Source organism: Streptomyces spinoverrucosus, assembly GCF_015712165.1.
In the GTDB taxonomy this organism is placed as follows: domain Bacteria; phylum Actinomycetota; class Actinomycetes; order Streptomycetales; family Streptomycetaceae; genus Streptomyces; species Streptomyces spinoverrucosus_A.
In genome coordinates this window covers 3,135,536-3,157,999 of the sequence record NZ_JADPZX010000001.1, presented here as the reverse complement: position 1 = coordinate 3,157,999, position 22,464 = coordinate 3,135,536, and the positions used below count along the sequence as shown (strand labels likewise).

Here is a 22,464-nt window from a genome sequence, read left to right as displayed (position 1 = left end):
ACGGGGGGCGCGAGATGAACACGCTGCACGGCACCAGCACCAGCGCAGTGATCACGCGTCTGCACGACGTGCACGGGGGCCGGGGTTCCGAGAAGTCCGGTGCCGTGAGCGGGCGGGGGTGCGCTCGCGGCGCCGGGCGTCAGCACACCGCGTACATGACGGTGGTTGACGGTTTCACGGGGGAAACGCACGGGGGAGCCGCGTACAGGGAGGACTCGGGGGAGAGGCGCTCGCTGAGCGAGGCGGAGTTCACCGCCTACGTCCAGGAACGCCGCGCCTCCCTGTACGCAACCGCCTACCACTTGACCGGCGACCGCTTCGAGGCCGAGGACCTGCTGCAGAGCGCGCTGTTCTCGACGTACAAGGCGTGGGACCGGATCAGTGACAAGGCGGCGGTCGGCGGATACCTCCGCCGCACCATGACCAACCTGCACATCAGCGCCTGGCGGCGCCGCAAGCTCAACGAGTACCCGACCGAGGAACTGCCGGAGACGCCCGGCGACACGGACGCGATGCGCGGCACCGAGCTGCGCGCGGTCCTGTGGCAGGCGCTGGCCCGGCTGCCCGAACTCCAGCGCACCATGCTGGTCCTGCGCTACTACGAGGGCCGCACGGACCCGGAGATCGCGGAGATCCTCGACATCAGTGTCGGCACGGTGAAGTCCAGCATCTGGCGGTCGCTCCGCCGGCTGCGCGAGGACGAGGTCCTCAGCTTCGGCCGTGACGAGCAGCACGCCTTCGGGGAGCTTGTCGCCTGAAGGCCGGGCCCCACGGGGGAGTACGGGGGAGTACGGGGCCGGGGGGAGCACGGGGGAAGCACGGCGGGGGACACGGGGGAACACGGGGGAGCGGGGCTGGAGGGCCGGGGGGTCCGTCCAGTCCCGCCTTCGTGTCTTCGGGGGGCTACGCCGCCGTACGTGCCGTAGTGCAGCGGCCCGCCGCCGCCGCGGCCAGGCGGCCCATCGCCTCGTCCCGGTCGCAGGCATGCGCGCCGAGCGCGGTCTGGCGGGCGATGATGGAGCGCTCGGTGCGCATCAGACGCCAGCCGCGGCGCAGCAGGAACGGCACCGACTTGCGGCCCTCCTTCAGGTCGCGCACGAAGCGGCGACGGAAGGTGCGCACCGGGCCGCGGCTCAGACACAGCGCGTCGGCCAGCACCCCCAGCTCGCGGCAGCGGGTGACGATCTCGGCGGCGAAGATGCCCTCCGCGATGAACAGCGGGGTCCGCCCGATGTCCAGGGTCTCGGCGCCGGTACGGGCGCTGAGCGAGATGTCGTAGACGGGGAGGTCGGTACGGCCCGTGCGGCACAGTTCCTCGACCGCGGCGACGGCCGCGTCCGCGTCCCAGGAGGCCGGGTGGTCCCAGTCGATGTCGGAGCTGCCGTTGACGAGCGGCAGCGTCGGGTCGGTGCCCTCCTTGTAGAAGTCGTCGAGCCGCAGGACCGGCAGGCCGGAGCGGGCGGAGAGGAGGGACTTGCCGGAGCCGGACGGGCCGCACAGCAGCACGACCCGGGTGGGTATGGGCGGATGTGAACCCAATGTGTCGTCCTTCTCACCTGCGGTCTCGGGGGCGGTTCGGGCGAGGCTCTCGCCCGCGCGCATCCCGCCATTATCCCTGCCGCCGCGCGGTCCCGGGAGCGTGCGGCCCGCGGTGACGGGATCGGTGGATGGGCGGGCGTACCGTGCCACCGTGGATACCGATCGTCTCGCTCAGCAACTGTCCGCCGTGGTGGGCCCGGAGCATGTGCTGGGCGACCCCGCGCTGTGCGCTTCGTACGAGACCGACTTCACGGGGCGTTACCGCGGTCGCGCCCGGCTGGTGGTGCGGCCCGCCGACACCGCACAGGTGGCCCAGGTGCTGCGGTGCTGCCATGCGGCCGGTGTGCCGGTCGTGGCGCAGGGCGGCAACACGGGGCTGGTCGGCGGATCGGTGCCCACGTCGGACGGCGGTGAGGTCGTGCTGTCGCTGCGGCGGCTGGACGGCATCGGGGCGGTCGACACGGCCGTGGGGCAGGTGACCGTGGGGGCGGGTGTGGTGCTGTCCGACCTGCATCGCCATGTCGCCGCACAGGGGCTGGAGTTCGGGGTCGACCTGGCCGCCCGGGACTCCGCGACACTGGGCGGGATGATCGCGACCAACGCGGGCGGTGAGCGGGTCGTGCGGTACGGCACCACCCGGGCCAACGTGGTCGGGCTTCAGGCCGTGCTGGCCGACGGGACCGTGCTGGACCGGCTGGCCGGGCTGCCCAAGGACAACACCGGGTACGACCTGACCAACCTGCTGGTGGGCAGCGAGGGGACGCTGGCCGTGGTGACGCGGGCCCGGCTGCGTCTGGTGCCGCGGCTGCCGGAGCGGGTGACCGCGCTGGTGGGGCTCGACTCGCTGCGGGCGGCGCTCGAACTGGTGGCGCGGCTGCGGGTGCTGGACTCGCTGGAGCTGGCCGAGTTCTTCATGGCGGAGGGGCTGGCGCTGGTGTTGGAGACGAGCGGGCTGCCCGCTCCCTTCCGTACCGCGTATCCGGTGTATCTGCTGGTGGAGTGCGCGGGGCGGCGTGATCCGGCCGAGGAATTGGCCGGCGTGCTCGACACGGTGGGGCCGGTGGAGACGGCGGTGGCGCTGGCGGACGCCGACCGGCGGCGGCTGGCCGCCTATCGGGAGCGGCACACCGAGTCGATCAACGCGGCGGGGGTTCCGCTGAAGCTGGACGTGACCGTGCCGTTGGCGGAGCTGCCCGGCTTCGTCGCGGAGCTGCCCGGCGTACTGGCGGGGCGGGGGCGGCCGTACCTCTTCGGGCATCTCGCGGAGGGCAATCTGCACGTCAACCTGCTTCAGGTGGCGGCCGAGGACGAGGAGGCGGTCACCGCCGCCGTCCTGGAGCGGGTGGCGGCCGTGGGCGGGAGCATCAGCGCCGAGCACGGGGTGGGACGGGCCAAGGCTCGCTATCTGCGCTTGAGTCGGTCGGACGCGGAGATCGCGGTGATGCGGTCGGTGAAGGCGGCGCTGGATCCGGAAGGGCTGCTCAATCCGGGGGTGGTGCTGGCGGGGGCTGGGGTGGGTGAGGCGTAGGGAAGGGGGCCGCCGTTCGAAGCCGTGGTGCACCTGGTTGCGGTGAACAGCTCGCGAGCGGGTCGCTGATTGAAGCACCCGTCCAGCTTCAACTACCCTACGTGTTGACCTGATTACTCAGCGCACACAAGCAAGCAAGGTGGCACCAACGATGGCCCGACACGACTCCCCCCTCAAGCCCACCACCCGGCGCGCCCTGGCCGTGCTCGCCACGGCGGGTGCGGCCCTGAGCGCGACCGCGACACCGGCCGTCGCGGACACCGAGTCGATCCTGGGCAAGGTGCACACCCGCCCGACCTCCCTCGGAAAAATCAACCCCGAGGCGGGCATGGCGGCCCTCACCGGCTCCGTCCCGTATGTCGTGGGCCCGGTCGCCGGTCTCAAGCCCAACCCCCTCGCCGGTACCGGTGTCGATCCCCTCGACAACGGCGTCGGCACCCAGTTGGCCGACTTCAAGCCGATGACCTCCCAGGCGCTCACCGGCCCGGTCGCGCAGGCGCAGTCGGTCGGGACCATCCCGGTGGCGGGGCAGGCGACGGGATTGCTGACCTGAGCAAAGCGGTTGGGGGGAGGGCGGAGAGGGTCTGACTCGCGAGGGTTCTCAATAGCCGCGAGGGTCCTTACTTGCCGCGAGCGCCCTTATTCGCCGCGCGGGACCTCACTCGCCGCGAGTGCCCTCTCCCGCCTCCCACCGCAACAGGTCCCCCGGCTGGCACTCCAGCACCTCGCACAGCGCGGCGAGCGTCGAGAAACGGACGGCCTTCGCGCGACCGTTCTTGAGCACGGCCAGGTTGGCGGGCGTGATCCCGACGCGCTCCGCGAGCTCACCCACGGACATCTTCCGCTTGGCCAGCATCACGTCGATGTCGACGGCGATCGGCATCAGATCACCCCCTTCAACTCGGCCTCCATCCGCGTCGCCTCGACGTCCCGCGCGACGGCCTGCGCCAGCAGCATCCGCAACACGAGCACGATGAGCGCCACGCCCAGCACGGCCACGACGACCCCGCCGATCAGCAGAACGACGCCCGGCGCGACGGTCTCGCCCGGCGTGAGCATGTACCCGAACATGCTCAGCAGGGCGGCGGCAGCGGCGATGGCCCAGATGACGATGTCCACGTACCTGAAGGCGGCGTGCGAGAAGACGGTGCCCCGCTGGACCATGGTCACCAACCGCCACACGCAGACGAGCACGACCTGCACGGTGACGACACCCAGGATCAGTACGACGAGAAACGCGGCCCGCGGATACGCCAGTTCCGTGCCGCCCTCCTCCAGGTCGGCCCTCATCAGCGGCACCATCACGGCCTGCACAAACACGGAACCCGCCAGCAGCACCACCATCACGATCCGCAATGCAAGCGTCGTCAGTTGCCCCATCGCCCCTCCTTCAATCGACGTGCGATAGAAATCTATCGATTTTCGATAGGTGAAGGCAAGTGTCGCTCAGTTTCGTCCCCGCATGCGTCGACCGGCGGCGCGTGTTTGGATGCGGACGTGGAGAGCATCACCCGGCGGCTCCTGACCAACTGCTTCGGCCGACCCAGCGGCCCGCTCGGCCGGCTCGGGGGCGTGCTCATGGCTCTCGGCAACGCCGCCACCGAACGCCATGCCGTCGCCCTCGCCGCACCCGCCGAACAGGACGTCGTCCTCGTCATCGGCCCGGGCCCCGGCGTGGGCCTCGCGGCCGCCGCCGAGCGTTCGGCCCACGTCGTCGGCATCGAGCCCTCCGAGGCCATGCGCGCCATGGCCCGCCGCCGCTGCGCCCCGCTGATCGCACGCGGCCGCCTCCGCCTCAGCCCCGGCACCGCCGCCCGCACCGGTCAGCCGGACGCCTCGGTCGACGTGGTGATCTCCGTCAACAATCTCCAGCTCTGGCCGGACGTCCCCGCCGCCCTCGCCGAACTCCACCGCGTCCTGCGTCCCGGCGGCCGCCTCCTCATCACCGCCCACGAGAAGTTGCTGCCCACCCACCTGCCCGCCCTCGCGGCCATGGTCCACGCGGCCGGTTTCGGCTCCGTCCGCACCTGGACCTGGCAGCCCCCGACCCGCATGGCGCCGACGGCGGCGCTGGTGAGCGCGGTACGTGTCTAGGGCCGGCCGTCCGACGCGGAAGGCGCGACACAGCGCGAAAGGCCGCGCCCTGCCCCGAGGCAGAAGCGCGGCCCTTCAGGCACGTCCCGTCAGTACGAGGACCCCGAGGCCCCCAGCGACCCCGTCGGATGCCACACCGTCTTCGTCTCCAGGAACGCCGTCAGGCGGTCGATCCCCGGCGTCTCGGTGTAATCCACAGGCTGTGGACGCAGCACCCGCTTGAGATTGTCCGCTGCGGCGACCTCCAGCTCCTTGGCCAGTACGTCGTCCGCGCCCGCCAGGTCGATCGCGTTGACGTCCTGGTGCGCGGCCAGCGGCGCCGCGATTTCCGCCGTACGGCCGGAGAGGACGTTCACGACGCCGCCGGGGAGGTCCGAGGTGGCCAGGACCTCGCCGAGGGAGAGCGCGGGCAGGGGGGACTTCTCGGAGGCGATCACCACCGCAGTGTTGCCGGTCGCGATCACCGGGGCGACCACCGAGACCAGGCCCAGGAAGGACGAGTCCTGGGGGGCGACCACGGCCACCACACCCGTCGGCTCGGGCGACGAGAGGTTGAAGTACGGGCCCGCCACCGGGTTGCCGCCGCCCACCACCTGGGCGATCTTGTCGGTCCAGCCCGCGTACCACACCCAGCGGTCGATCGTCGCGTCGACCACCGCCGCCGCCTTGGACTTCGACAGCCCCTCGGCGTCCGCGACCTCGCGCGCGAACTGGTCCCGGCGCCCCTCCAGCATCTCCGCGACGCGGTAGAGGATCTGCCCGCGGTTGTACGCCGTCGCGCCCGACCACGCGCCGAACGCCTTGCGCGCGGCGACGACCGCGTCGCGGGCGTCCTTGCGGGAGGACTGCGGCGCGTTCGCCAGCCAGTTGCCCTTCGAGTCCGTCACCTCGTACACCCGGCCGCTCTCGGAACGCGGGAACTTCCCGCCGACGTACAGCTTGTAGGTCTTGAACACACTGAGACGGTCAGACATCGAGGTACGCCTCCAGGCCGTGGCGGCCGCCCTCGCGGCCGAAGCCCGACTCCTTGTAGCCGCCGAACGGCGAGGTCGGGTCGAACTTGTTGAACGTGTTGGACCAGACGACGCCCGCGCGCAGCTTGTTCGCGACCGCCAGGATCCGGGAGCCCTTCTCCGTCCAGATGCCCGCCGAGAGGCCGTACGGAGTGTTGTTGGCCTTGGCGACGGCCTCGTCCGGCGTACGGAACGTCAGCACCGACAGGACCGGGCCGAAGATCTCGTCGCGGGCGACGGTGTGCGCCTGCGTGACGTTCGTGAAGAGCGTCGGGGCGAACCAGTAACCGGACGACGGCAGTTCACACGCCGGCGACCAGCGCTCGGCGCCCTCCGCCTCGCCCTGGTCGGCGAGAGCGGTGATCCGGGCCAGCTGCTCGGCGGAGTTGATCGCGCCGATGTCGGTGTTCTTGTCGAGCGGGTCGCCCAGACGCAGGGTGGAGAGCCGGCGCTTGAGGGAGTCCAGCAGCTCGTCCTGGATCGACTCCTGCACCAGCAGTCGGCTGCCCGCGCAGCAGACCTGGCCCTGGTTGAAGAAGATGCCGCCCACGATGCCCTCGACGGCCTGGTCGATCGGGGCGTCGTCGAAGACGATGTTGGCGCCCTTGCCGCCCAGTTCGAGGGTGAGCTTCTTGCTCGTCCCCGCGACGGTGCGCGCAATCTCCTTGCCGACGGCGGTCGAGCCGGTGAAGGCGACCTTGTTCACGTCCGGGTGCGCGACGACCGCGGCGCCCGCGTCCCCGTATCCCGGAAGGATGTTGACGACACCCTTGGGCAGCCCGGCCTGGCGGCAGATGTCCGCGAAGAACAGGGCGGACAGCGGGGTGGTCTCCGCGGGCTTCAGCACGACCGTGTTGCCGGTCGCCAGCGCCGGGGCGATCTTCCACGCCAGCATCAGCAGGGGGAAGTTCCACGGGATGACCTGGCCTGCCACACCCAGCGGCCGCGGCGACGGGCCGAATCCGGCGTGGTCGAGCTTGTCGGCCCAGCCCGCGTAGTAGAAGAAGTGCGCCGCCACGAGGGGCAGGTCGGCGTCCCTCGTCTCCCGGATCGGCTTGCCGTTGTCGAGGGTCTCCAGTACGGCGAGCTCGCGGGCGCGCTCCTGGATGATGCGGGCGATGCGGAACAGGTACTTGGCGCGCTCGGCGCCGGGCAGCGCCGACCACTTCTCGAACGCCTTGCGCGCGGCCCGCACGGCCCGGTCGACGTCCGCCTCGCCCGCCTGGGCGACCTCGGAGAGGACCTCCTCGGTGGCGGGGGAGATCGTCTTGAAGACCTTGCCGTCGGCCGCCTCGACGAACTCGCCGTCGATGAACAGGCCGTAGGAGGGCGCGATGTCGACGATCGCGCGGGACTCGGGCGCCGGTGCGTACTCAAAAGTCATGATGGATCAGTCCACCGTCACGTAGTCGGGGCCGGAGTAGCGGCCGGTGGCCAGCTTCTGGCGCTGCATCAGCAGATCGTTCAGCAGCGAGGAGGCGCCGAAGCGGAACCAGTGGTTGTCCAGCCAGTCCTCGCCGGCGGTCTCGTTGACCAGGACGAGGAACTTGATCGCGTCCTTGCTGGTGCGGATGCCGCCGGCGGGCTTCACACCGACCTGGATCCCGGTCTGGGCCCGGAAGTCGCGCACGGCCTCCAGCATGAGCAGGGTGTTCGCGGGCGTCGCGTTCACCGCCACCTTGCCGGTCGACGTCTTGATGAAGTCGGCGCCCGCCAGCATGCCGAGCCAGCTGGCGCGCCGGATGTTGTCGTACGTCGACAGCTCGCCGGTCTCGAAGATGACCTTCAGGCGGGCCGACGTGCCGCAGGCCTCCTTCACGGCGACGATCTCGTCGTACACCTTCATGTACTGGCCCGCGAGGAAGGCCCCGCGGTCGATGACCATGTCGATCTCGTCGGCGCCGGCGGCCACGGCCTCGCGCACGTCCGCCAGCTTCACGGAGAGCGGGGCGCGGCCGGCCGGGAAGGCCGTGGCCACCGAGGCGACCTTGACGGTGGAGCCGGCGACGGCCTGCTTGGCCGTGGCCACCATGTCGGGGTAGACGCAGACGGCCGCGGTCGCCGGGGTCGTACGATCCGTCGGGTCCGGATGGACCGCCTTGGCGCCGAGCGCCCGGACCTTGCCCGGGGTGTCCGCGCCTTCCAGCGTCGTCAGGTCGACCATCGAGATGGCGAGGTCGATGGCGTACGCCTTCGCGGTGGTCTTGATGGAACGGGTGCCGAGGGAAGCGGCGCGCGCCTCCAGGCCGACCGCGTCGACGCCGGGCAGCCCGTGCAGGAAGCGGCGCAGCGTGCTGTCGGAGGCCGCCACGTCCGTGAGGGTGTGTGCAGTGGTGGGCATGGTCACCAGACGAGCATATCTACGCGCGTAGCGGCTGTACACCCCCTCTTGCTCATGCTGTCGGATCGGTGCGCGCATGAGCGTGGGGGCGGCCTCGGTGCGACCGCCCATGGGCGCTGTCGGTGGCGTCGGGCAGAATCGAGGGCATGACGACCCCGGACCAGCAGTCACCAGCGCCGCAGCCTCCGCGCCCCACGACCCGGGACCGGATCTACCGGTCGCACATGGGTCTGGTCGGCGGCGCCCTGCTGCTCGGCCTCGCCGCCTGGATCGGCGGGGACGCGATTCTGATGGGCGGGGGCCGCGCACCATGGCTGGCGCTCGCCACGCTGCTGCTCGTGGTGCCGCTGGTCGTCGCCTTCACCCTGCGACCCGCCGTGTACGCCGGTGAGGACGGGCTGCGGATCCGCAACCCGTTCCGCCTGATCGTGCTGCCCTGGGGGGAGGTCGCCGCCCTGCGCTCCGGTTACACCAACGAGGTCGTCACCAAGGCCGGCGCCAAGTACCAGCTGTGGGCGATACCCGTCTCCCTCCGCGCCCGCAGCCGGGCCGCCCGCAAGGAGGCGCGGCGCGTGGCAGCCGGGGAGGAGAAGGGCCGTGCCTTCGGCGGGTCGGCGCGCGCCGACGTCCCCGACGGCCCTGTCCGTGCCGACAGCGACCGGATCATGGACGACCTGCGCGAGATACAGGAGGCCCGGGAGCAGGTGAGGACGGCGCAGGGCGAGGTGACCGTGCGCTGGGCGTACGAGATCGCGGGGCCTGCGGTGGCCGGGGCGGTGCTGTTGGCGGTGTTGCTGGCGGTGGGGTAGGGGGCGGTGAGGTAGCGGGTGGTGGGGTAGCGGGTGGTGGGGTAGCGGGCGGTCCGCTGGGCGGGGGACGGTCCTGGCCGGGTGTCGCCTTCCTTATGCTTCGGCTGCTCAGTCGGCGATTTCCTTATGCTCCGCCTGCTCCGCCTGCTCAGCCTGCGATGTCGCACCGGCCGTGAGGCCGCCCTGACCACTGGGAAGCCATGCGTACGAACCCTGCTCCCGGGCGGCCGCTCCCGTTGCCGCTGCCCGCCACCTCGATACCGGACGGCTGCCGTCCCTGGAACATGGACGAGGCCCGCCGTTGGACACAGGCCCTGCCGCCGAGGTGGGTGCCGGTCCGGTGGCGGGCACTGTACGTCTGCGCGGCGGTGGTCGTCGCCGTACTGGCCGCCGGCGCGCTGACGCTGTACGCCGGTCTGCGGCCGTGGGGCGCGGCGCTGGTGGCGGGGCAGGTGGTGTGGATCGTGGCCCGGCCGGAGGCCGTACTGCTCTCCGCTCCCGGCGCCGTCGCCCTGACCCTCGTCACGCCCGGAGTGCCGTGGGCGGTGCACCTGCCGGTCGTCGCGTGCCTGGCGTTCGTCTGGGTGGCCGCGTGCCTGCGGTTGGCCGCGCGGCGGCGACAGCGGGAGGTGGCCGGCGCGGCGGCGGGAGGCGTGACCGCCGCGCTGCCCGACAGCGGAACGCCGCTGGAGCGCGGGGCGTTTCTCGCGGGGCTCGGACTGGTGCTGGGGGCGGGCGGGGCCGTACTCCTCGCCACTGCTGATCACTGGACGCTGGGCGAGGACCGGGGCGCCGCACTCGCGATCGGTTGGCTGGTGGTGCTGCTCGCGGTGTCCGTCCTCGCCTCGGCGGCACTGAGTCGACGGCGCGCCGCGGGGCTGCGCCGGGCGGGGGCGGTGCCGGTGCTACGGGTGCTGGTGCGGGAGAACGCCGACGGTGACACGGAGATCTTCGCGGCCGACGACGTGACGGCGTTGCGGCCGCTGTTCACGGTGGCGCTGATGCAGGTGGGGAGGCCGGACGACGAGACCGACGAGGCCCGGGACGGCGAGGAGGAGCGGGAGGCGTTCTTCGACCGCTTGGCCGCCGACGAACCCGGCCCGGTGCGCGAGGCCGTCCTCTACGGCACCCCGTACGACGGCGGTGAGACGGTGCTGGTCAGCGCGGCCGAGGGGACGGACGAACCGCCGGTCGTGGAACGCTCGGCGGGCCCGGTGCGGCCGCTGTCCGAGGTTGCCGTACGCCGTCTGGCCGTGGCCGGGGAACGAGCGCGGGCTCATGGGCGTCGGCAAAAGGACCTGCGGAAGGCGGTCACTGAGACGATGACCGTGGTGCCGGTACGGCGGTGGCGCGCGGGCGGGGTGGACTGGCTGGCCAGCGTGTTCATGGCGCAGTGGGGGCTGTGGGTGTGCTGGGACTGGTTCGCCGATCCGGACGCCGGCTTCTGGGAGCCGGCGCTCATCGAGGTGATCGGCCTGTTGGGCGCGTACCGCCTGGCCGTGAAGTCGGGCTGGCGCGTCACCGCCGACCGCGACGGGCTGTGGCTGAACGGCCTGCGCGGGCCGCGCCACATTCCGTGGGAGGACTTCCGCACCGCCGGCCGCGAGTCGTTCCAGCTGAAACTGCGCTGGCGGGACGGCAGCTGGTCGGTGTCGGCCCCGTACTGGGGCCGCCTGCACAGCAGGTGGGGCCGACCGCATCCGTACGACACCCTGGCCGCCGAACTCACCGCGATGCACGCCGATCCGCTGCTGCGGCCGACCGGGGAGAGCGAGGCGCGGGAGCGGGGGCGGCCGTTGTGGCCGCTGTCGGCGGCGCTCGCGGTGGTGTGGACGTCGGTGGTGGTGTGGTTGTGGGTCGGGGCCGCGGGGTGGCGGTAGGTATCGGCGTCGGTGAGCCCGCCGGACTGGTACGTGGCCGGTCCGGGCTCGCCGTCACCGTGTGGCGGCTGCTCGACGACTGAGTGGTGCCGAACGATGACGGCCCTTGACCTCAAGCGTGCTTGAGGTAACAGGCTTCTGCGCATGGACAGCGAAGCGATACGACGCCAGTTGCGGGATCTGACCGACCGGGCCGACATCAGCGACCTGATGAGCCGCTACCTGCACTCCCTGGACGAGGGGGTCTTCGACGAGGAATGGGCGCGCGCCTTCCACACCGAGGACGTCACCGCCGAGTGGCCCATCGGTGTCGTCCACGGCCGCGATGCGCTGCTGGAGCACATCCAGCGAGGGATGGCGCCGTTCGACCGGACGGTGCACATGGGGACCGACGCCGTCATCGAGATCGACGGCGATCGGGCCACCGTGCGCGGCAACCAGCTGAGCACCCACGTCCTGGCGGACGGCTCGGACGGGATCTTCATCTCCGCCGGTCGGGCCGACAGCGAGCTGGTCAGAACGGCCGACGGCTGGCGAATCTCCGCCACGTCGCTCCGGGTGGTGTGGACGCGGGGGACGCCGCCGCGGTTGTCGGTCTAGGCCAAGTCCTGGAACCCATCCCGCCGGAGGGTTGTGGTCTCCGACGGGACGGGCGTTCCTGGTTGCGACCCTGACCCGGCGGTCGCCGCCGGGTGGGGGACCCGACACCAGGGCGAGGACGGGAGCGGTCATGGCTGCCGCGTACAGCAGCAGGACGACGATCGCGGTCACGAGGAGGCCCCTGCCCAGGGGTGACAGGCGCAGCCGCATCGGCGCTGGAGCAGGACTCTTGTGGCGTGCGGCAGCGGGATGTCGCGGGTCTGGCGGCACTCGCCGTGCAGGTCCTGGTAGCCGGGCCGCTTGGCGAGGGTGCACTCGGCGGACAGCGCCGCGGTGTCGGGGAGGGGGCGCGTGGTCGTCATCATCCGGTCCCGTCTCGCAGCTTTTCGTGGTGGTCGCACAGGGCACTGACCGAGCGGGCGAGCTTTTGTACGACTGCGTAGCGGACGTAGAGGGTGCTCCCCGGTCCCAGTCGGAGTCGCATGCGTGCCTCCCCGGCGACGGTCAGAGCAACCTCGCGTCGGATGTCTCCCCTGGGAAGGCGGCTAGCCGCCCGCTCGACCTCGGGGCCGAGCAACTGGATGTGCCCGCGCAGCTGGAGCCGCAGCGCCTCCAGTGCCTCGTCGGACAGCGGCGCGGCTCCCCGCGCGAGCACCCGTTGGACCGCGGCGCGCATGGCCGCGGGGTCGGGCGGAAGGGCGGCGGTCAGTGTCACGGCAGCTCCCCTCTGGAGCGGGCGTTGGCGGCGGCGACACCCTCACTCAGAGCCTCGCCGACCGGGACCGGCCTCAGGTTCTCGGGGCGGGCGTCCCACTCCCGGCCGCCGCCGGGCGGGCGCAGCTGCACGTACGGGCCCTGGATGCCCATCACCTTGCCGATCTTCCTGGCGCCCGTGTCCTCGACGGTGTCGCCGATCAGTGGCTCGTACGTCGTCATCACCACCGCGCCTCCCCAGCGCGCGCGGCCAGGACCTGAGTGCGCTCCTGCGGCGGCAGTACGTAGGCGCGCACCAGGGGCCCGGGATCGGATGTGACAGCGGGCGCGGCGTTCTGCCATACGTGCGGGGCCCTGCGGCGCCGCGCACCGGCGAGGATGGCGCCCCACATCTCCGTGGACGGGCATCCCGTCGTGTCCGGCGGGATCGCGGGAACGGGGGTGGTGCGGTCGTTCCTGCCGGGCGCGCGCCGCCCGAACACGCGACTTCTCAGGCCTGCGAGGGCCCGTGGTACACATGGCATTGTCGACGCTCCTTTGCAGCGTTGGCCGTCCCCGGGGCCGTCGCGAGCGGTCGCCGGGGTTTGTCGTAACCGTTGCCCGGTGGGCTCTCCGGTTGGTCTCCTACAGTTCCAAGTGAGGCACGTAGCGTCACGGGCGGCGGTGACCAACTCTTCTGGACACTGCACCCCCGACTGACCTGGTACGACGGCCGTGTTTGGACAAGGCGTTGGGCACTGTGGCGCCTCAACCTGCGGCAGACAGCGCCCAGTTCAGCGACGCCACGGCTACGGTGAGTTCACGACACCGCGCAGGGAGCCCGCCCATGAACGACCGTCCCAAGCCCGGTTCCAAGGCAGACCGGGACGCTCTCCGCCATGACATGGCAGCCGCAGGATGCGCCGTCGCCGACATCGCAATCGAGATGCGCGCCCGCTACCGGATGCGTCCCAGGGAGGCATGGCGGCACGCCCATGGCTGGACCCTGCAAGAAGCGGCAGACCGGTTCACCCAGGCCAGCAGCGAGCGAGCCGGCCAGATCGTCGCGGCCGACGCATCCCTCGTAGGGAAATGGGAGAAGTGGCCAGGACCGTCCTCACGACGTCCCACCCTGCCCGTTCTGCTCGCAATGTCAGACGCCTTCGCGTGCCGCGTGGAAGACCTTCTCGACCTGGACGACCGGCGGGCGCTTCCTGATGCCGATCTGCGCATACTGCGCCGGCCAGAGCCCGCCCGGAACTCATCGGCCGTCGTCCTCCCCCCACCGTCGGAACGAGCGGAGCCGACTGGCAGCGAACTGGTGCGCCTGGCCGCAGACGAGTCCGCCACCTGGGCTCAATGGGTCGAGGCCTCCAACGTTGGTGACATCGCGCTCGAACAGCTCATGGCCGACATCAGAGCGCTCGCCTCCGACTACCTCACCTCCGACCCGATCCCGCTCTTCGTCAGGACGCGCGCCCTGCGCGACCGGGTCTTCGCCCTCCTCGAAGGCCACCAGTACCCGCGCCAGTCCGCAGACTTGTACATGGCGGCCGGATACCTGTGCGGGCTGCTCGCTTGGATGTCCTCGGATCTCGGGCACCTCCGGGATGCCGACACCCAGGGCCGAACCGCGTCGCTGTGCGCCGAACTGTCCGGGCACAAAGACGTGCGGGCCTGGGTCCTGTCTACCCGATCCAAGGTCGCGTTCTGGGGCGGGCGTCTGCGGGACGCCATCACCTACGCCCGGCGCGGCGCCGACTGCCGATCCACCGGCACTGTCCCGGTGATGCTGGCCTGTCAGGAGGCAGACGCCTGGTCGCAACTCGGCGCCGAGGACGAGGCTCTGGCGGCGCTTGCCCGCGCCGTCGAAGCCCGCGACACCTTGAGCGGTGAGGACGACATCGGCGGGATCTTCTCCTGCGCGCCCGCTCGCCAGCAGAACTACGCCGCTGCCGTCCAACTCCGCGTCGGCCGGGCGAACGACGCCCTGTGCGCCGCCGAGCAAGCGCTGGCTCTGCTGGCGTCCCAGCCCGTACGGGCCTACGGCACTGAGGCTCAGATCCACATCAGCAAAGCGGCAGCCCACCTCGGTGTCGGCGAGGCCGAAGGCGCCTTCGAAGCGCTGGCGCCCGTACTCGCTCTTCCGCCCGGCCACCGCCTTGCTCCTGTAACGCGGCGGCTGGGCGAACTGCCGCTCGACGCCGCCCGACCCCACAGCTCCGGGAGGGCAGCTATCGGCCTGCGCGCGGCCATCGAGGACTTCTGCCTGGACTCGGCTCCGCGCCACCTCGCGCTCTCGCCAGGAGAAGGCTCCGCCTGATTTGATCGCGGGCTATGACGACTCAACCCGAGACGATGCGGAACCACTGGTGGTGGCGGCCCGGCTGGAGCGTGGGCCGCCGCTTCTACACCTGGCACCTCACCTTCGAGGGTCAGGGTGACGTGCACCGGCTCGCCGCAGAGTACCGATCCGCGCTCGCGCCCCTCGGGGACATCCTCACTCCCATTCCCGATCAGTGGCTCCACCTGACCATGCAGGGCATCGGCTTCGTGGGCGAGGTCAAGGAAGCCGACGTCCACGCCGTCGCCGATGCTGCGCGCATCCGCCTGGCCGGCGTGCCCGCCTTCGACCTGAAGATCGGACCAGCGGTCGTCGATCCGGAAGCCGTACTGCTGCACGTCCACCCGGACGGGCCGGTGCGCGCGGTCAGGGACTCGATCCGCGCGGCCATCGGCGACGTCCTCGGAGACGTACCCGAGAAGGCCGAAGGGTTCACCCCGCATGTCTCCGTCGCCTACAGCGCAAGCGACGGACCCGCGTCTCCGATCTACCAAACCCTGTCGGAGTCGGAAGCCGCACCCGCTCGGGCCCGCATCTCGACAGCGGAACTCATCGTGATCCACCGCGACGACTACATGTACGAGTGGAAGTCCTTCGCCAGGGTTCCGCTCGGGTAGCACAGCAGAGGCCCGCCTGGCTGCTCATGCCTGCGGCCCGGCCGGGCCGGTGCCTGCCGAGGCCAGGACCATCCGGGTCACCCTGCCGCCCGGTGACCCCGGCGCGCCGCCGCACCGGCACGGGTTACGGAGCCTTTTCCGTGAGGTACGTCCGCTGACGGCGTCGTGTCGGCCGGTCGCGGCGAGAGAAGCCGTCACGCAGGTGGGACCGGAGGCTCCGGTGGGGTGGGGAGTGTCCGGCCCAGGCGGGCGAGGGGGGACAGGGCCATCAGTGCCGGAGACAGCAGCATGCCTGCGGCTGTTACCAGGAGGCTGGTGCGCGTCCCCCACGCTTCCGCGAGGAAGCCGCCGAGCAGCGAGCCGAGCGGGGTCAGCCCCATGCCGACGAAGTTGATCGTGGCGGCCGCGCGGCCTTGCATCCCGTCCGGAGTGACGGTCTGACGGACGGCCATGACCGTGACGTTCACCAGCTGGCTGAAGGTCCCGAAGACCAAGTTGACCGCGAGGAGCGCGGGAACCGTCACCGCAGAGGTGCCGTGCAGTGCGGGCACCAGCAGGAACACGCCGTCGCCGAGGGCTGCGGCGGACACGAGCACAGTGCCATGTCCGAAGCGGGCCGGTAGGCGGGCGGCCAGCAGCGCGCCCAGGAGTGCGCCCGGCCCCGTCGCCGCGAGCGCCAGCCCGACGGCGGTGCCCGACAGGTGCAGGTCCCGTGGCAGGAACAGCAGGTAGACGGTCATCACGGCCGCGAAGAAGAACTGGAAGGCGGCTGAGGCGAGGCACACGGTCCGCAATGAGGTGTCGCCGGCGACGAAGCGGAGGCCCTCATGGATCTGCCGCCGGATTCGAGGAGGTCGTTCCGAGCGCTCCGGGACGTATTCGCGGCGACCGATCCGGCGGATCGACAGGAACGACAGTGCGAAGAACACCGCGCTGGAGGCGGCGGCGATCGGCGCCGACAGCACGGACACCAACGCGCCGCCGAGCGCGGGACCGGCGATCTGCGCGGCGGACCGGCTGCCCTCGAGCGCGCTGTTGCCCCGCACCAACTGATCGCGCTTCACCAGCCGTACGAGAGAGGCCTGGTATGCCACGTCGAAGAACACGGACAGAGCGCCGACGGCGAAGGCAACCACGAGCAGCGCGGACAGGCCGAGCCCCCCGACGAGACCGGCCACGGCGGCGGCGCCCAGTGCCAGGGCCCGACCCGCGTCCGTCAGCACCATCACCGTGCGGGTCCGCCATCTGTCCACCCACGCGCCGACGAAGAGCGACAGCAGCAGGATCGGCGCCTGCCCCACCGCGCGCAGGGCGCCCAACTGGTCGGCACCGGCGTTGAGCGTCAGGACGGCGAAGAGCGGCAGAACCACCAGGCTGGCGTGTTCGCCCAGTTGAGAGGCCGTCTGGCCGAGCCAGAGCCTGCGGAAGTCGGCGTCCCGCCACAGGCTTGACGGAACAGGTCGAGCGGAATCGGATACAGCGGCGGAAGAGGAAGGAGAGGCGGAAGAGGAAGAAGAGGAGGACGGCACAGGGATTCCTCGGGTGACCGGAGACGAGACCCGCCAACCGGCGCACCACAGGTGCACCGACCATTTCAGGCAGCGGGAAAGGAAGGCTCGCTGTGCCGCGCATCAAGGGCAGCACGCGATGACAGGCCGCTCACGGCCTCAGACATCAACGCGTGCTCGGACGACCGACCATGTCTTCGCTCCTCGTAAGTCACTCGCTGCGCGAACACTAGCGTGCAGCGTGGGGATGTTGTGTGTGGGGAAGAGTCTTGCGCGCGGGGTGGCAAGGGGGCGGTGGCGTCCGTTATGACAGCGTTGTCCTGCGTTGGTGGTGAGCGGTTTCTCGTTGGCTGTCCTAGGGGTGTCCAAGGGGATACTTCGACGTGAAGCGTGGCACCGCCAGTCAGTTTTGTCCGGGCGGTATCACGCGCCTCTCAGTAGATTGCTCGTGCCGCCCATACCCCCGTACCTGCGGGTTTTCCTTTTCCTTTGGGCGGCGGGGGTGGGGACATGGAGCAGTCCGACGGGACGGCAAGACCTGTCGTCGCGGTGGCCGGTGTGAGATGCCAGATCGATATCGACAGCCAGGGAAGATTCGGCTGGCGGCTGGTCGCGCCGAACGGCAGACCGGTCGCGGTGTCGCTGACCGCGCACGACACGCATGCACGGTGCCGCGCCGACTTCGTGCGGCTGTGTACGCGCCATGCCGAGATGGAGGGTGGCGTGCAGCACAGTTCGGAGGGTGGCGGTTGGGTTTGGGCGGTTTGGGAGCGGACGGGACGGCATCTGGCCGGGTCGGCGCGGACGTATGAACGGCACGCCACCTGTCGTGCCTCGTACGAGCGCTTCCGCGCGATGCTGCCCGAACTGGGGGCGGTGAGCCTTGAGTTATGGGATGACTAGACGGCTCGGCAGTCGTGCGTGCGGTGTGGACGAGGTATGCGCGTGTATCTGTAACGGAAGTTGCCCCTAGGGCACCCGTCGTTTACGCATCGGGATGGGCATGTCAATCAGGCCCCAGGAGCGTCGAACGTGTGTTGTTCAAGAAGAGACAGCCGCAACTAGCCGCCGCGGAGCCCGTACCCGGGTCGCGGGCCGCTCTTTCGGTCGACGCGGCCGCCGACTTCCCCCGGCGCCTGTACGCCGATCCGGGCCTGCCCGACCGTGTGTTCCGCGCGGTCCTGCGCTCCGGCGGCGGCCTGGTGCTCGCCGTCATGCTGCTCGTGGGCGGCTTCCTGCTGTACCGGGCGTGGCTCGCGCTCGACCGCGCCGGGTGGTCGTTTCTCAGCACGGCCGAATGGGCGCCGGACGCGGGCCGGTTCGGTATCGCCGCGGTGCTGGTCGGGACCATCCTGATCGCGATCGTCGCGGTCTGCGTGGCCGTACCGCTCGCCACCGGCGCGGCCCTGTACATCTCCGAGTACGCTCCGCCCCGGTTGCGCCAGAGCCTGATCAGTGTGGTCGACCTGATGGCGGCCGTACCGTCGGTGGTCTACGGCCTGTGGGGCGTGTTCTTCCTCCAGGACAAGGTGCTGCCGACCGCCCGCTGGATCTCCACCTACTTCGGCTGGATCCCCGTCTTCGACGTGGAGGGCGCCGACCCCAACGACCCGCTGGCGTCCGCCAGCATCTACACGTCCTCGACGTTCATCGCCGGCCTGGTCGTCGGCATGATGATCGCGCCGATCATCTGCTCGATCATGCGCGAGGTCTTCTCCCAGGCCCCCGCCGGTGAGCGGGAGGGCGCCTACGCGCTCGGCGCGACCCGCTGGGGCATGATCCGCAGCGTCGTACTGCCCTTCGGCAAGGGCGGCATGATCGGCGGCACCATGCTGGGCCTCGGCCGCGCCCTCGGCGAGACCATCGCCGTGTTCATGATCATCTCGCTGACCTTCGACATCCAGTGGCATGTGCTGCAGTCCGGCACCAGCTCGGTCTCCTCGCTGATCGCCCTGCGCTACGGCGAGGCGAGCGAGTTCGGCATGTCCGCGCTCATGGCCGCCGGCTTCGCGCTGTTCGTGATGACGCTGATCGTCAACTTCGCCGCCTCGTCCATCGTCGCCAGATCGCGCTCCGGCGCGGCGAGCGACGCCTGACGCCGGTCGGCCTCCCTCTCGCGGCCCGTCCCGCACCCACCCCCACCCCGCACCGCCCGGTTCCACCCCCGCACGGCCGCCCGCACCCACACAGGAAAGAGCGACCATGACCGTTGCCCCTGAAGCGCCCGGCGCGCGTCAGGCGCCGAGACGTCCGCGTACGACGCTGCCCGGCCCTCCGCTCTCCGCCGACCCCGGCGGGGAGCGCCGCCGCGCCCTGTCCTCGCTGCGCGACACCGACGTGTACGCCATGGTCGGCGCCGCGGCCGCCGCGCTGTCGCTGACCTGGCTGCTGTTCGGCTGGCTGCTCCCGTTCAACGGCATGGTCGGCTTCGTCGTCATGGCGTACGGCTTCTTCCTGCTGCTGTACGCGCTGCTGGTCTCCTTCGACGAGGACGGACCGGCCGTCGTCGACCGGATCGCGGCGGCCGTGGTGCGGTCGATGGGCATCCTGCTGGTGGCCATCCTCGCGATCGTGGTGGTGTACGCCCTGGTGGAGGGGCGCAAGGCGCTCGTCCATCTGAACTTCTTCACCCAGGACATGGAGCTGGCCGGCCCCCTGGAGCCGCTCAGCGTCGGCGGTGCCCTGCACGCCGCGGCCGGCACGCTCATCATGATCGTCATCGCGCTGGTGATCACCGTGCCGCTCGGGCTGATCTGCGCGGTGTTCCTCAACGAGGTGCCCGGCCCATTCGCCCGGTTCGTGCGCACCATCGTCGAGGCGATGACAGCGTTGCCGTCCATCGTCGCGGGCCTGTTCATCTACGCCACCGCGATCCTGGGCCTCGGCCTGGACCAGTCCGGCTTCGCCGCCTCGCTCGCGCTGTCGGTGATGATGCTGCCGATCATCATCCGCGCCGCCGACGTCGTCATCCGGCTGGTGCCGGGCACGCTGCGGGAAGCGTCGTACGCCATGGGTACGTCGCGCTGGCGTACCGCCTGGCACGTCGTGCTGCCGACCTGCCGCTCGGGCCTGACCACCTCGGTGATCCTCGGCACCGCGCGCGGCATCGGCGAGACCTCCCCGGTGCTGCTGACGGCCGGCTTCACCTCGGAGCTGAACCTCGACCCGCTGCACGGCCCGATGGTCTCCCTGCCGCTCGCGACCTTCGAGTTCGTGAAGTCCCCCGAGCCGACCATGGTCTCGCGCGGTTTCGGTACGGCGTCCCTGCTGATGGCGCTGGTGCTGCTGTTGTTCGTCGCCGCGCGGATCGTCGGCGGCCGTGGGCCGGGGCAGTTGACGCGCCGCCAGGAGCATCGCCGGGTCCTCGCGTCGAAGCGTGACGCGCGTCGCTTCGCCGCGCGGGCGGGGCGGGCGGCACCTCCCACGGCCGCGCGGGCCGCCGCGTCCAGGGACGCCGACCCCATCGACGTGAAGGGCTCCGCCGATGTCAGGACCTCGACCGACGTCAGGGCCTCCGCCGACGTCAGGACCTCCGCCGCCGCGAAGTCCTCCGCCGACGTCAGGGCCTCCGCCGACGTCAGGACCTCCGCCGCCGCGAAGTCCTCCGCCGACGTAAAGCCCTCCGCCGCCGCGAAGTCCTCCGCCGACGTAAAGCCCTCCGCCGCCGCGAAGTCCTCCGCCGACGTAAAGCCCTCCGCCGCCGCGAAGCCCTCCGTTCCGCCCGCCCCGTTCCGTCCACAACCCGGGAGTTCGTCGTGAGACCCGCCACTCGTTTCCGTCTGGCGGCCACCGTGCTGTCATTGCTGTGCGCGTTGCTCGCCGTCCACACACCGCCGGCCGCAGCGGCCTCCTACGCCAAGATCACGGGCTCCGGGTCGACCTGGAGCGCCAACGCCGTCCAACAGTGGGTGCGCAACGTCAAGGCCAACTACGGCATGACGGTCAACTTCACGGCCAACGGCTCCTCCCAGGGCCGTGAGCAGTTCAAGAACAACACCGTCGACTTCGCGGTCTCCGAGATCCCCTACGGCCTCAAGGAACAGGGCATCACGGACCAGCCGCCGAGGCGCGGCTACGCCTACATGCCGATCGTGGCCGGTGGTACGGCGTTCATGTACAACCTCAAGATCAACGGCAAGATGGTCACGAACCTGCGGCTGTCCGGCGCCACCGTCGCGAAGATCTTCACCGGGGCGATCACCCGCTGGAACGACCCCGCGATCCGCTCCGACAACCCCGGCCTGAACATGCCGGCCCGCGCCATCGTCCCGGTCGTCCGCTCCGACGGCTCCGGTACGAGCGCCCAGTTCACCACCTGGATGGCCAAGGAACACGGGTCCATCTGGAGCAGCTACTGCGGCCGCACCGGGCGCGGCAGCGGCAACTGCGGCATGACCTCCAACTACCCGCTGCTCAGCGGCTCCGCGATGGTCTCCAAGTCCGGCTCGCTCGGCGTCTCCGGCCATGTGCGCCAGCCGTCCGGTGAGGGCGCCATCACCTACGTCGAGTACTCGTACGCCAAGAACACCGGTTTCCCGGTGGCCAAGGTGCTCAACAAGGACAACTACTACGTCGAGCCGACCGCGGCCAGCGTTGCGGTGGCCCTGACCAAGGCCGAGATCAACAAGAACGAACGGTCCGTCAACTACCTGACGCAGATCCTGGACGGCGTCTACCGCAACGCCGACCCCCGCACCTACCCGCTGTCCAGCTACAGCTACATGATCCTGCCCACTAAGGAGGAGGCCGGCTTCACCAAGGCCAAGGGCAACTCGCTGGGTACGTTCGGCCGTTACTTCCTCTGCGACGGCCAGCAGCAGGCGGACCAGCTCGGCTACTCGCCGCTGCCGAAGAACCTCGTCGAGGCGGGCTTCGACCAGCTCCGCAAGGTGCCCGGCGCCCCCACGGGCTCCATCAACATCAACGAGTGCCGCAACCCGACCTTCTCGGGCGGCACCAACACCCTCATCAAGAACGCGCCGATGCCCAAGGCCTGCGACAAGAAGGGCCCGACGCAGTGCAGTGACGGCACCGCGGGCGCCGTGGGCACCGACACCCCGGTCAAGCCCGGCGCGCAGGGCGGCGGCAACTCCGGCGGCTCCGGCTCCACCGGCGGCGGCAACGGCGGTTCCGGCGGCACCGGGGGTTCCGGTGGCAGTGCCGGTTCCGGTGGCGGCACCGGCGGTGCGGACACGGACGGCGACGGGCAGCCCGACGCCACCGAGGGTGCCGCGTCCGGCGGGGCCTCGTCGGGCGGCGTCATCGACCCCGACACCGGCCAGCTGGTCAGCGGCGACGGCACGGGCACCGGCGACACCTCCGTCGCCGCCAACCCGGTCAGCCTCGCCTCCGGCGACGCCTTCGGGCTGCGCGGCGCCCTGATGGCGCTGTCGGCGGTCCTGCTCGTCGCGGTGGTCGTCGGACCGCCGCTCACCGCGCGGGCCCTCGCGGCGCGCACCCGCCGTAAGGGGGAGTTCTGATGAGATGGCCGACGGTAC

General features: G+C 71.0%; 24 protein-coding genes. 13 read left to right on the top strand and 11 right to left on the bottom strand.

Features of this window, described 5'->3' with window-relative positions:
* Positions 1–14: 14 nt before the first annotated feature.
* On the top strand, positions 15–758 hold the full coding sequence (locus I2W78_RS14120; protein WP_196460045.1) for a SigE family RNA polymerase sigma factor: 744 nt from the start codon (positions 15–17) through the stop codon (positions 756–758).
* Positions 759–903: 145 nt separating this feature from the next.
* On the opposite strand, the gene I2W78_RS14115 is transcribed toward I2W78_RS14120, so the two are convergent.
* A complete protein-coding gene (locus I2W78_RS14115) occupies positions 904–1,539 on the bottom strand; it encodes a uridine kinase (RefSeq protein WP_230885443.1) in 636 nt (211 codons plus the stop codon).
* A 151-nt stretch (positions 1,540–1,690) separates the two neighbouring features.
* On the opposite strand from I2W78_RS14115, the gene I2W78_RS14110 reads away from it, so the two are divergent.
* Positions 1,691–3,067 (top strand): FAD-binding oxidoreductase, encoded by a 1,377-nt coding sequence (locus I2W78_RS14110; protein ID WP_307783688.1) that lies wholly within the window; start codon positions 1,691–1,693, stop codon positions 3,065–3,067.
* A gap of 151 nt (positions 3,068–3,218) precedes the next feature.
* Positions 3,219–3,620 (top strand): hypothetical protein, encoded by a 402-nt coding sequence (locus tag I2W78_RS14105; protein WP_196460041.1) that lies wholly within the window; start codon positions 3,219–3,221, stop codon positions 3,618–3,620.
* Positions 3,621–3,725: 105 nt separating this feature from the next.
* Here the strand turns inward: I2W78_RS14105 and I2W78_RS14100 are convergent, their stop codons facing one another.
* Together I2W78_RS14100 and I2W78_RS14095 are read right to left on the bottom strand one after the other, a co-directional pair.
* Positions 3,726–3,950, bottom strand: coding sequence for a helix-turn-helix domain-containing protein (locus tag I2W78_RS14100; protein WP_196460040.1), 225 nt, complete (start codon positions 3,948–3,950; stop codon positions 3,726–3,728).
* Positions 3,950–4,447 (bottom strand): DUF2975 domain-containing protein, encoded by a 498-nt coding sequence (locus I2W78_RS14095; RefSeq protein ID WP_196460039.1) that lies wholly within the window; start codon positions 4,445–4,447, stop codon positions 3,950–3,952. Before I2W78_RS14095 ends, I2W78_RS14100 begins: the two co-directional genes overlap by 1 nt.
* A 117-nt stretch (positions 4,448–4,564) precedes the next feature.
* Between I2W78_RS14095 and I2W78_RS14090 the strand changes: the two genes are divergently transcribed.
* Entirely contained in the window at positions 4,565–5,161 is a 597-nt protein-coding gene (locus I2W78_RS14090; protein ID WP_196460038.1) for a class I SAM-dependent methyltransferase, read from the top strand.
* A gap of 89 nt (positions 5,162–5,250) precedes the next feature.
* Here the strand turns inward: I2W78_RS14090 and I2W78_RS14085 are convergent, their stop codons facing one another.
* From I2W78_RS14085 to deoC, 3 genes are read right to left on the bottom strand one after another with little or no spacing between them, the layout of a single operon-like run.
* Positions 5,251–6,135, bottom strand: a complete 885-nt coding sequence (locus tag I2W78_RS14085; RefSeq protein WP_196460037.1) for an aldehyde dehydrogenase family protein — start codon at positions 6,133–6,135, stop codon at positions 5,251–5,253.
* Entirely contained in the window at positions 6,128–7,558 is a 1,431-nt protein-coding gene (locus tag I2W78_RS14080) for an aldehyde dehydrogenase family protein (protein ID WP_196460036.1), read from the bottom strand. The genes I2W78_RS14085 and I2W78_RS14080 overlap by 8 nt, the downstream gene beginning before the upstream one ends.
* Before the next feature lie 6 nt (positions 7,559–7,564).
* On the bottom strand, positions 7,565–8,515 hold the full coding sequence (gene deoC, locus I2W78_RS14075) for a deoxyribose-phosphate aldolase (RefSeq protein WP_196464551.1): 951 nt from the start codon (positions 8,513–8,515) through the stop codon (positions 7,565–7,567).
* Positions 8,516–8,661: 146 nt separating this feature from the next.
* Between deoC and I2W78_RS14070 the strand changes: the two genes are divergently transcribed.
* The 3 genes from I2W78_RS14070 (at position 8,662) to I2W78_RS14060 (ending at position 11,804) form a co-directional block, all read left to right on the top strand.
* The gene (locus I2W78_RS14070) at positions 8,662–9,324 is read left to right on the top strand and encodes a PH domain-containing protein (RefSeq protein WP_196460035.1); all 663 of its coding nucleotides are present in this window, start codon (positions 8,662–8,664) and stop codon (positions 9,322–9,324) included.
* Between the two features lie 200 nt (positions 9,325–9,524).
* The gene (locus I2W78_RS14065; RefSeq protein ID WP_196460033.1) at positions 9,525–11,204 is read left to right on the top strand and encodes a hypothetical protein; all 1,680 of its coding nucleotides are present in this window, start codon (positions 9,525–9,527) and stop codon (positions 11,202–11,204) included.
* Positions 11,205–11,348: 144 nt separating this feature from the next.
* Positions 11,349–11,804, top strand: a complete 456-nt coding sequence (locus tag I2W78_RS14060; protein WP_196460031.1) for a nuclear transport factor 2 family protein — start codon at positions 11,349–11,351, stop codon at positions 11,802–11,804.
* Positions 11,805–11,971: 167 nt separating this feature from the next.
* On the opposite strand, the gene I2W78_RS14055 is transcribed toward I2W78_RS14060, so the two are convergent.
* Genes I2W78_RS14055 through I2W78_RS14040 form a run of 4 tightly spaced genes read right to left on the bottom strand, consistent with a single transcriptional unit; the run spans position 11,972 to position 13,000 of the window.
* The gene (locus I2W78_RS14055; RefSeq protein ID WP_230885442.1) at positions 11,972–12,169 is read right to left on the bottom strand and encodes a hypothetical protein; all 198 of its coding nucleotides are present in this window, start codon (positions 12,167–12,169) and stop codon (positions 11,972–11,974) included.
* Positions 12,166–12,519 carry a DUF6415 family natural product biosynthesis protein gene (locus I2W78_RS14050; protein ID WP_196460029.1) on the bottom strand — a complete coding sequence of 118 codons (354 nt, stop codon included), beginning with the start codon at positions 12,517–12,519 and terminating at the stop codon, positions 12,166–12,168. The genes I2W78_RS14055 and I2W78_RS14050 overlap by 4 nt, the downstream gene beginning before the upstream one ends.
* Positions 12,516–12,740, bottom strand: coding sequence for a hypothetical protein (locus I2W78_RS14045; RefSeq protein ID WP_196460027.1), 225 nt, complete (start codon positions 12,738–12,740; stop codon positions 12,516–12,518). The genes I2W78_RS14050 and I2W78_RS14045 overlap by 4 nt, the downstream gene beginning before the upstream one ends.
* Entirely contained in the window at positions 12,740–13,000 is a 261-nt protein-coding gene (locus I2W78_RS14040) for a hypothetical protein (RefSeq protein WP_196464842.1), read from the bottom strand. Before I2W78_RS14040 ends, I2W78_RS14045 begins: the two co-directional genes overlap by 1 nt.
* Before the next feature lie 344 nt (positions 13,001–13,344).
* Between I2W78_RS14040 and I2W78_RS14035 the strand changes: the two genes are divergently transcribed.
* Positions 13,345–14,820, top strand: coding sequence for an XRE family transcriptional regulator (locus tag I2W78_RS14035; RefSeq protein WP_230885441.1), 1,476 nt, complete (start codon positions 13,345–13,347; stop codon positions 14,818–14,820).
* A 14-nt stretch (positions 14,821–14,834) separates the two neighbouring features.
* Positions 14,835–15,458, top strand: coding sequence for a 2'-5' RNA ligase family protein (locus tag I2W78_RS14030; RefSeq protein WP_230885440.1), 624 nt, complete (start codon positions 14,835–14,837; stop codon positions 15,456–15,458).
* 194 nt (positions 15,459–15,652) lie between these two features.
* On the opposite strand, the gene I2W78_RS14025 is transcribed toward I2W78_RS14030, so the two are convergent.
* On the bottom strand, positions 15,653–16,987 hold the full coding sequence (locus I2W78_RS14025) for an MFS transporter (RefSeq protein ID WP_374222664.1): 1,335 nt from the start codon (positions 16,985–16,987) through the stop codon (positions 15,653–15,655).
* Positions 16,988–17,476: 489 nt separating this feature from the next.
* On the opposite strand from I2W78_RS14025, the gene I2W78_RS14020 reads away from it, so the two are divergent.
* From I2W78_RS14020 to pstS, 4 genes are all read left to right on the top strand, one after another.
* Entirely contained in the window at positions 17,477–17,869 is a 393-nt protein-coding gene (locus I2W78_RS14020; protein ID WP_196460024.1) for a hypothetical protein, read from the top strand.
* Positions 17,870–18,003: 134 nt separating this feature from the next.
* The gene (gene pstC, locus I2W78_RS14015; protein WP_196460022.1) at positions 18,004–19,062 is read left to right on the top strand and encodes a phosphate ABC transporter permease subunit PstC; all 1,059 of its coding nucleotides are present in this window, start codon (positions 18,004–18,006) and stop codon (positions 19,060–19,062) included.
* 106 nt (positions 19,063–19,168) lie between these two features.
* The gene (gene pstA / locus I2W78_RS14010; RefSeq protein WP_196460020.1) at positions 19,169–20,725 is read left to right on the top strand and encodes a phosphate ABC transporter permease PstA; all 1,557 of its coding nucleotides are present in this window, start codon (positions 19,169–19,171) and stop codon (positions 20,723–20,725) included.
* Positions 20,722–22,446: a phosphate ABC transporter substrate-binding protein PstS gene (pstS, locus tag I2W78_RS14005; protein WP_196460018.1), complete on the top strand. Its 1,725-nt coding sequence runs from the start codon at positions 20,722–20,724 to the stop codon at positions 22,444–22,446. Before pstA ends, pstS begins: the two co-directional genes overlap by 4 nt.
* Positions 22,447–22,464: the final 18 nt, after the last annotated feature.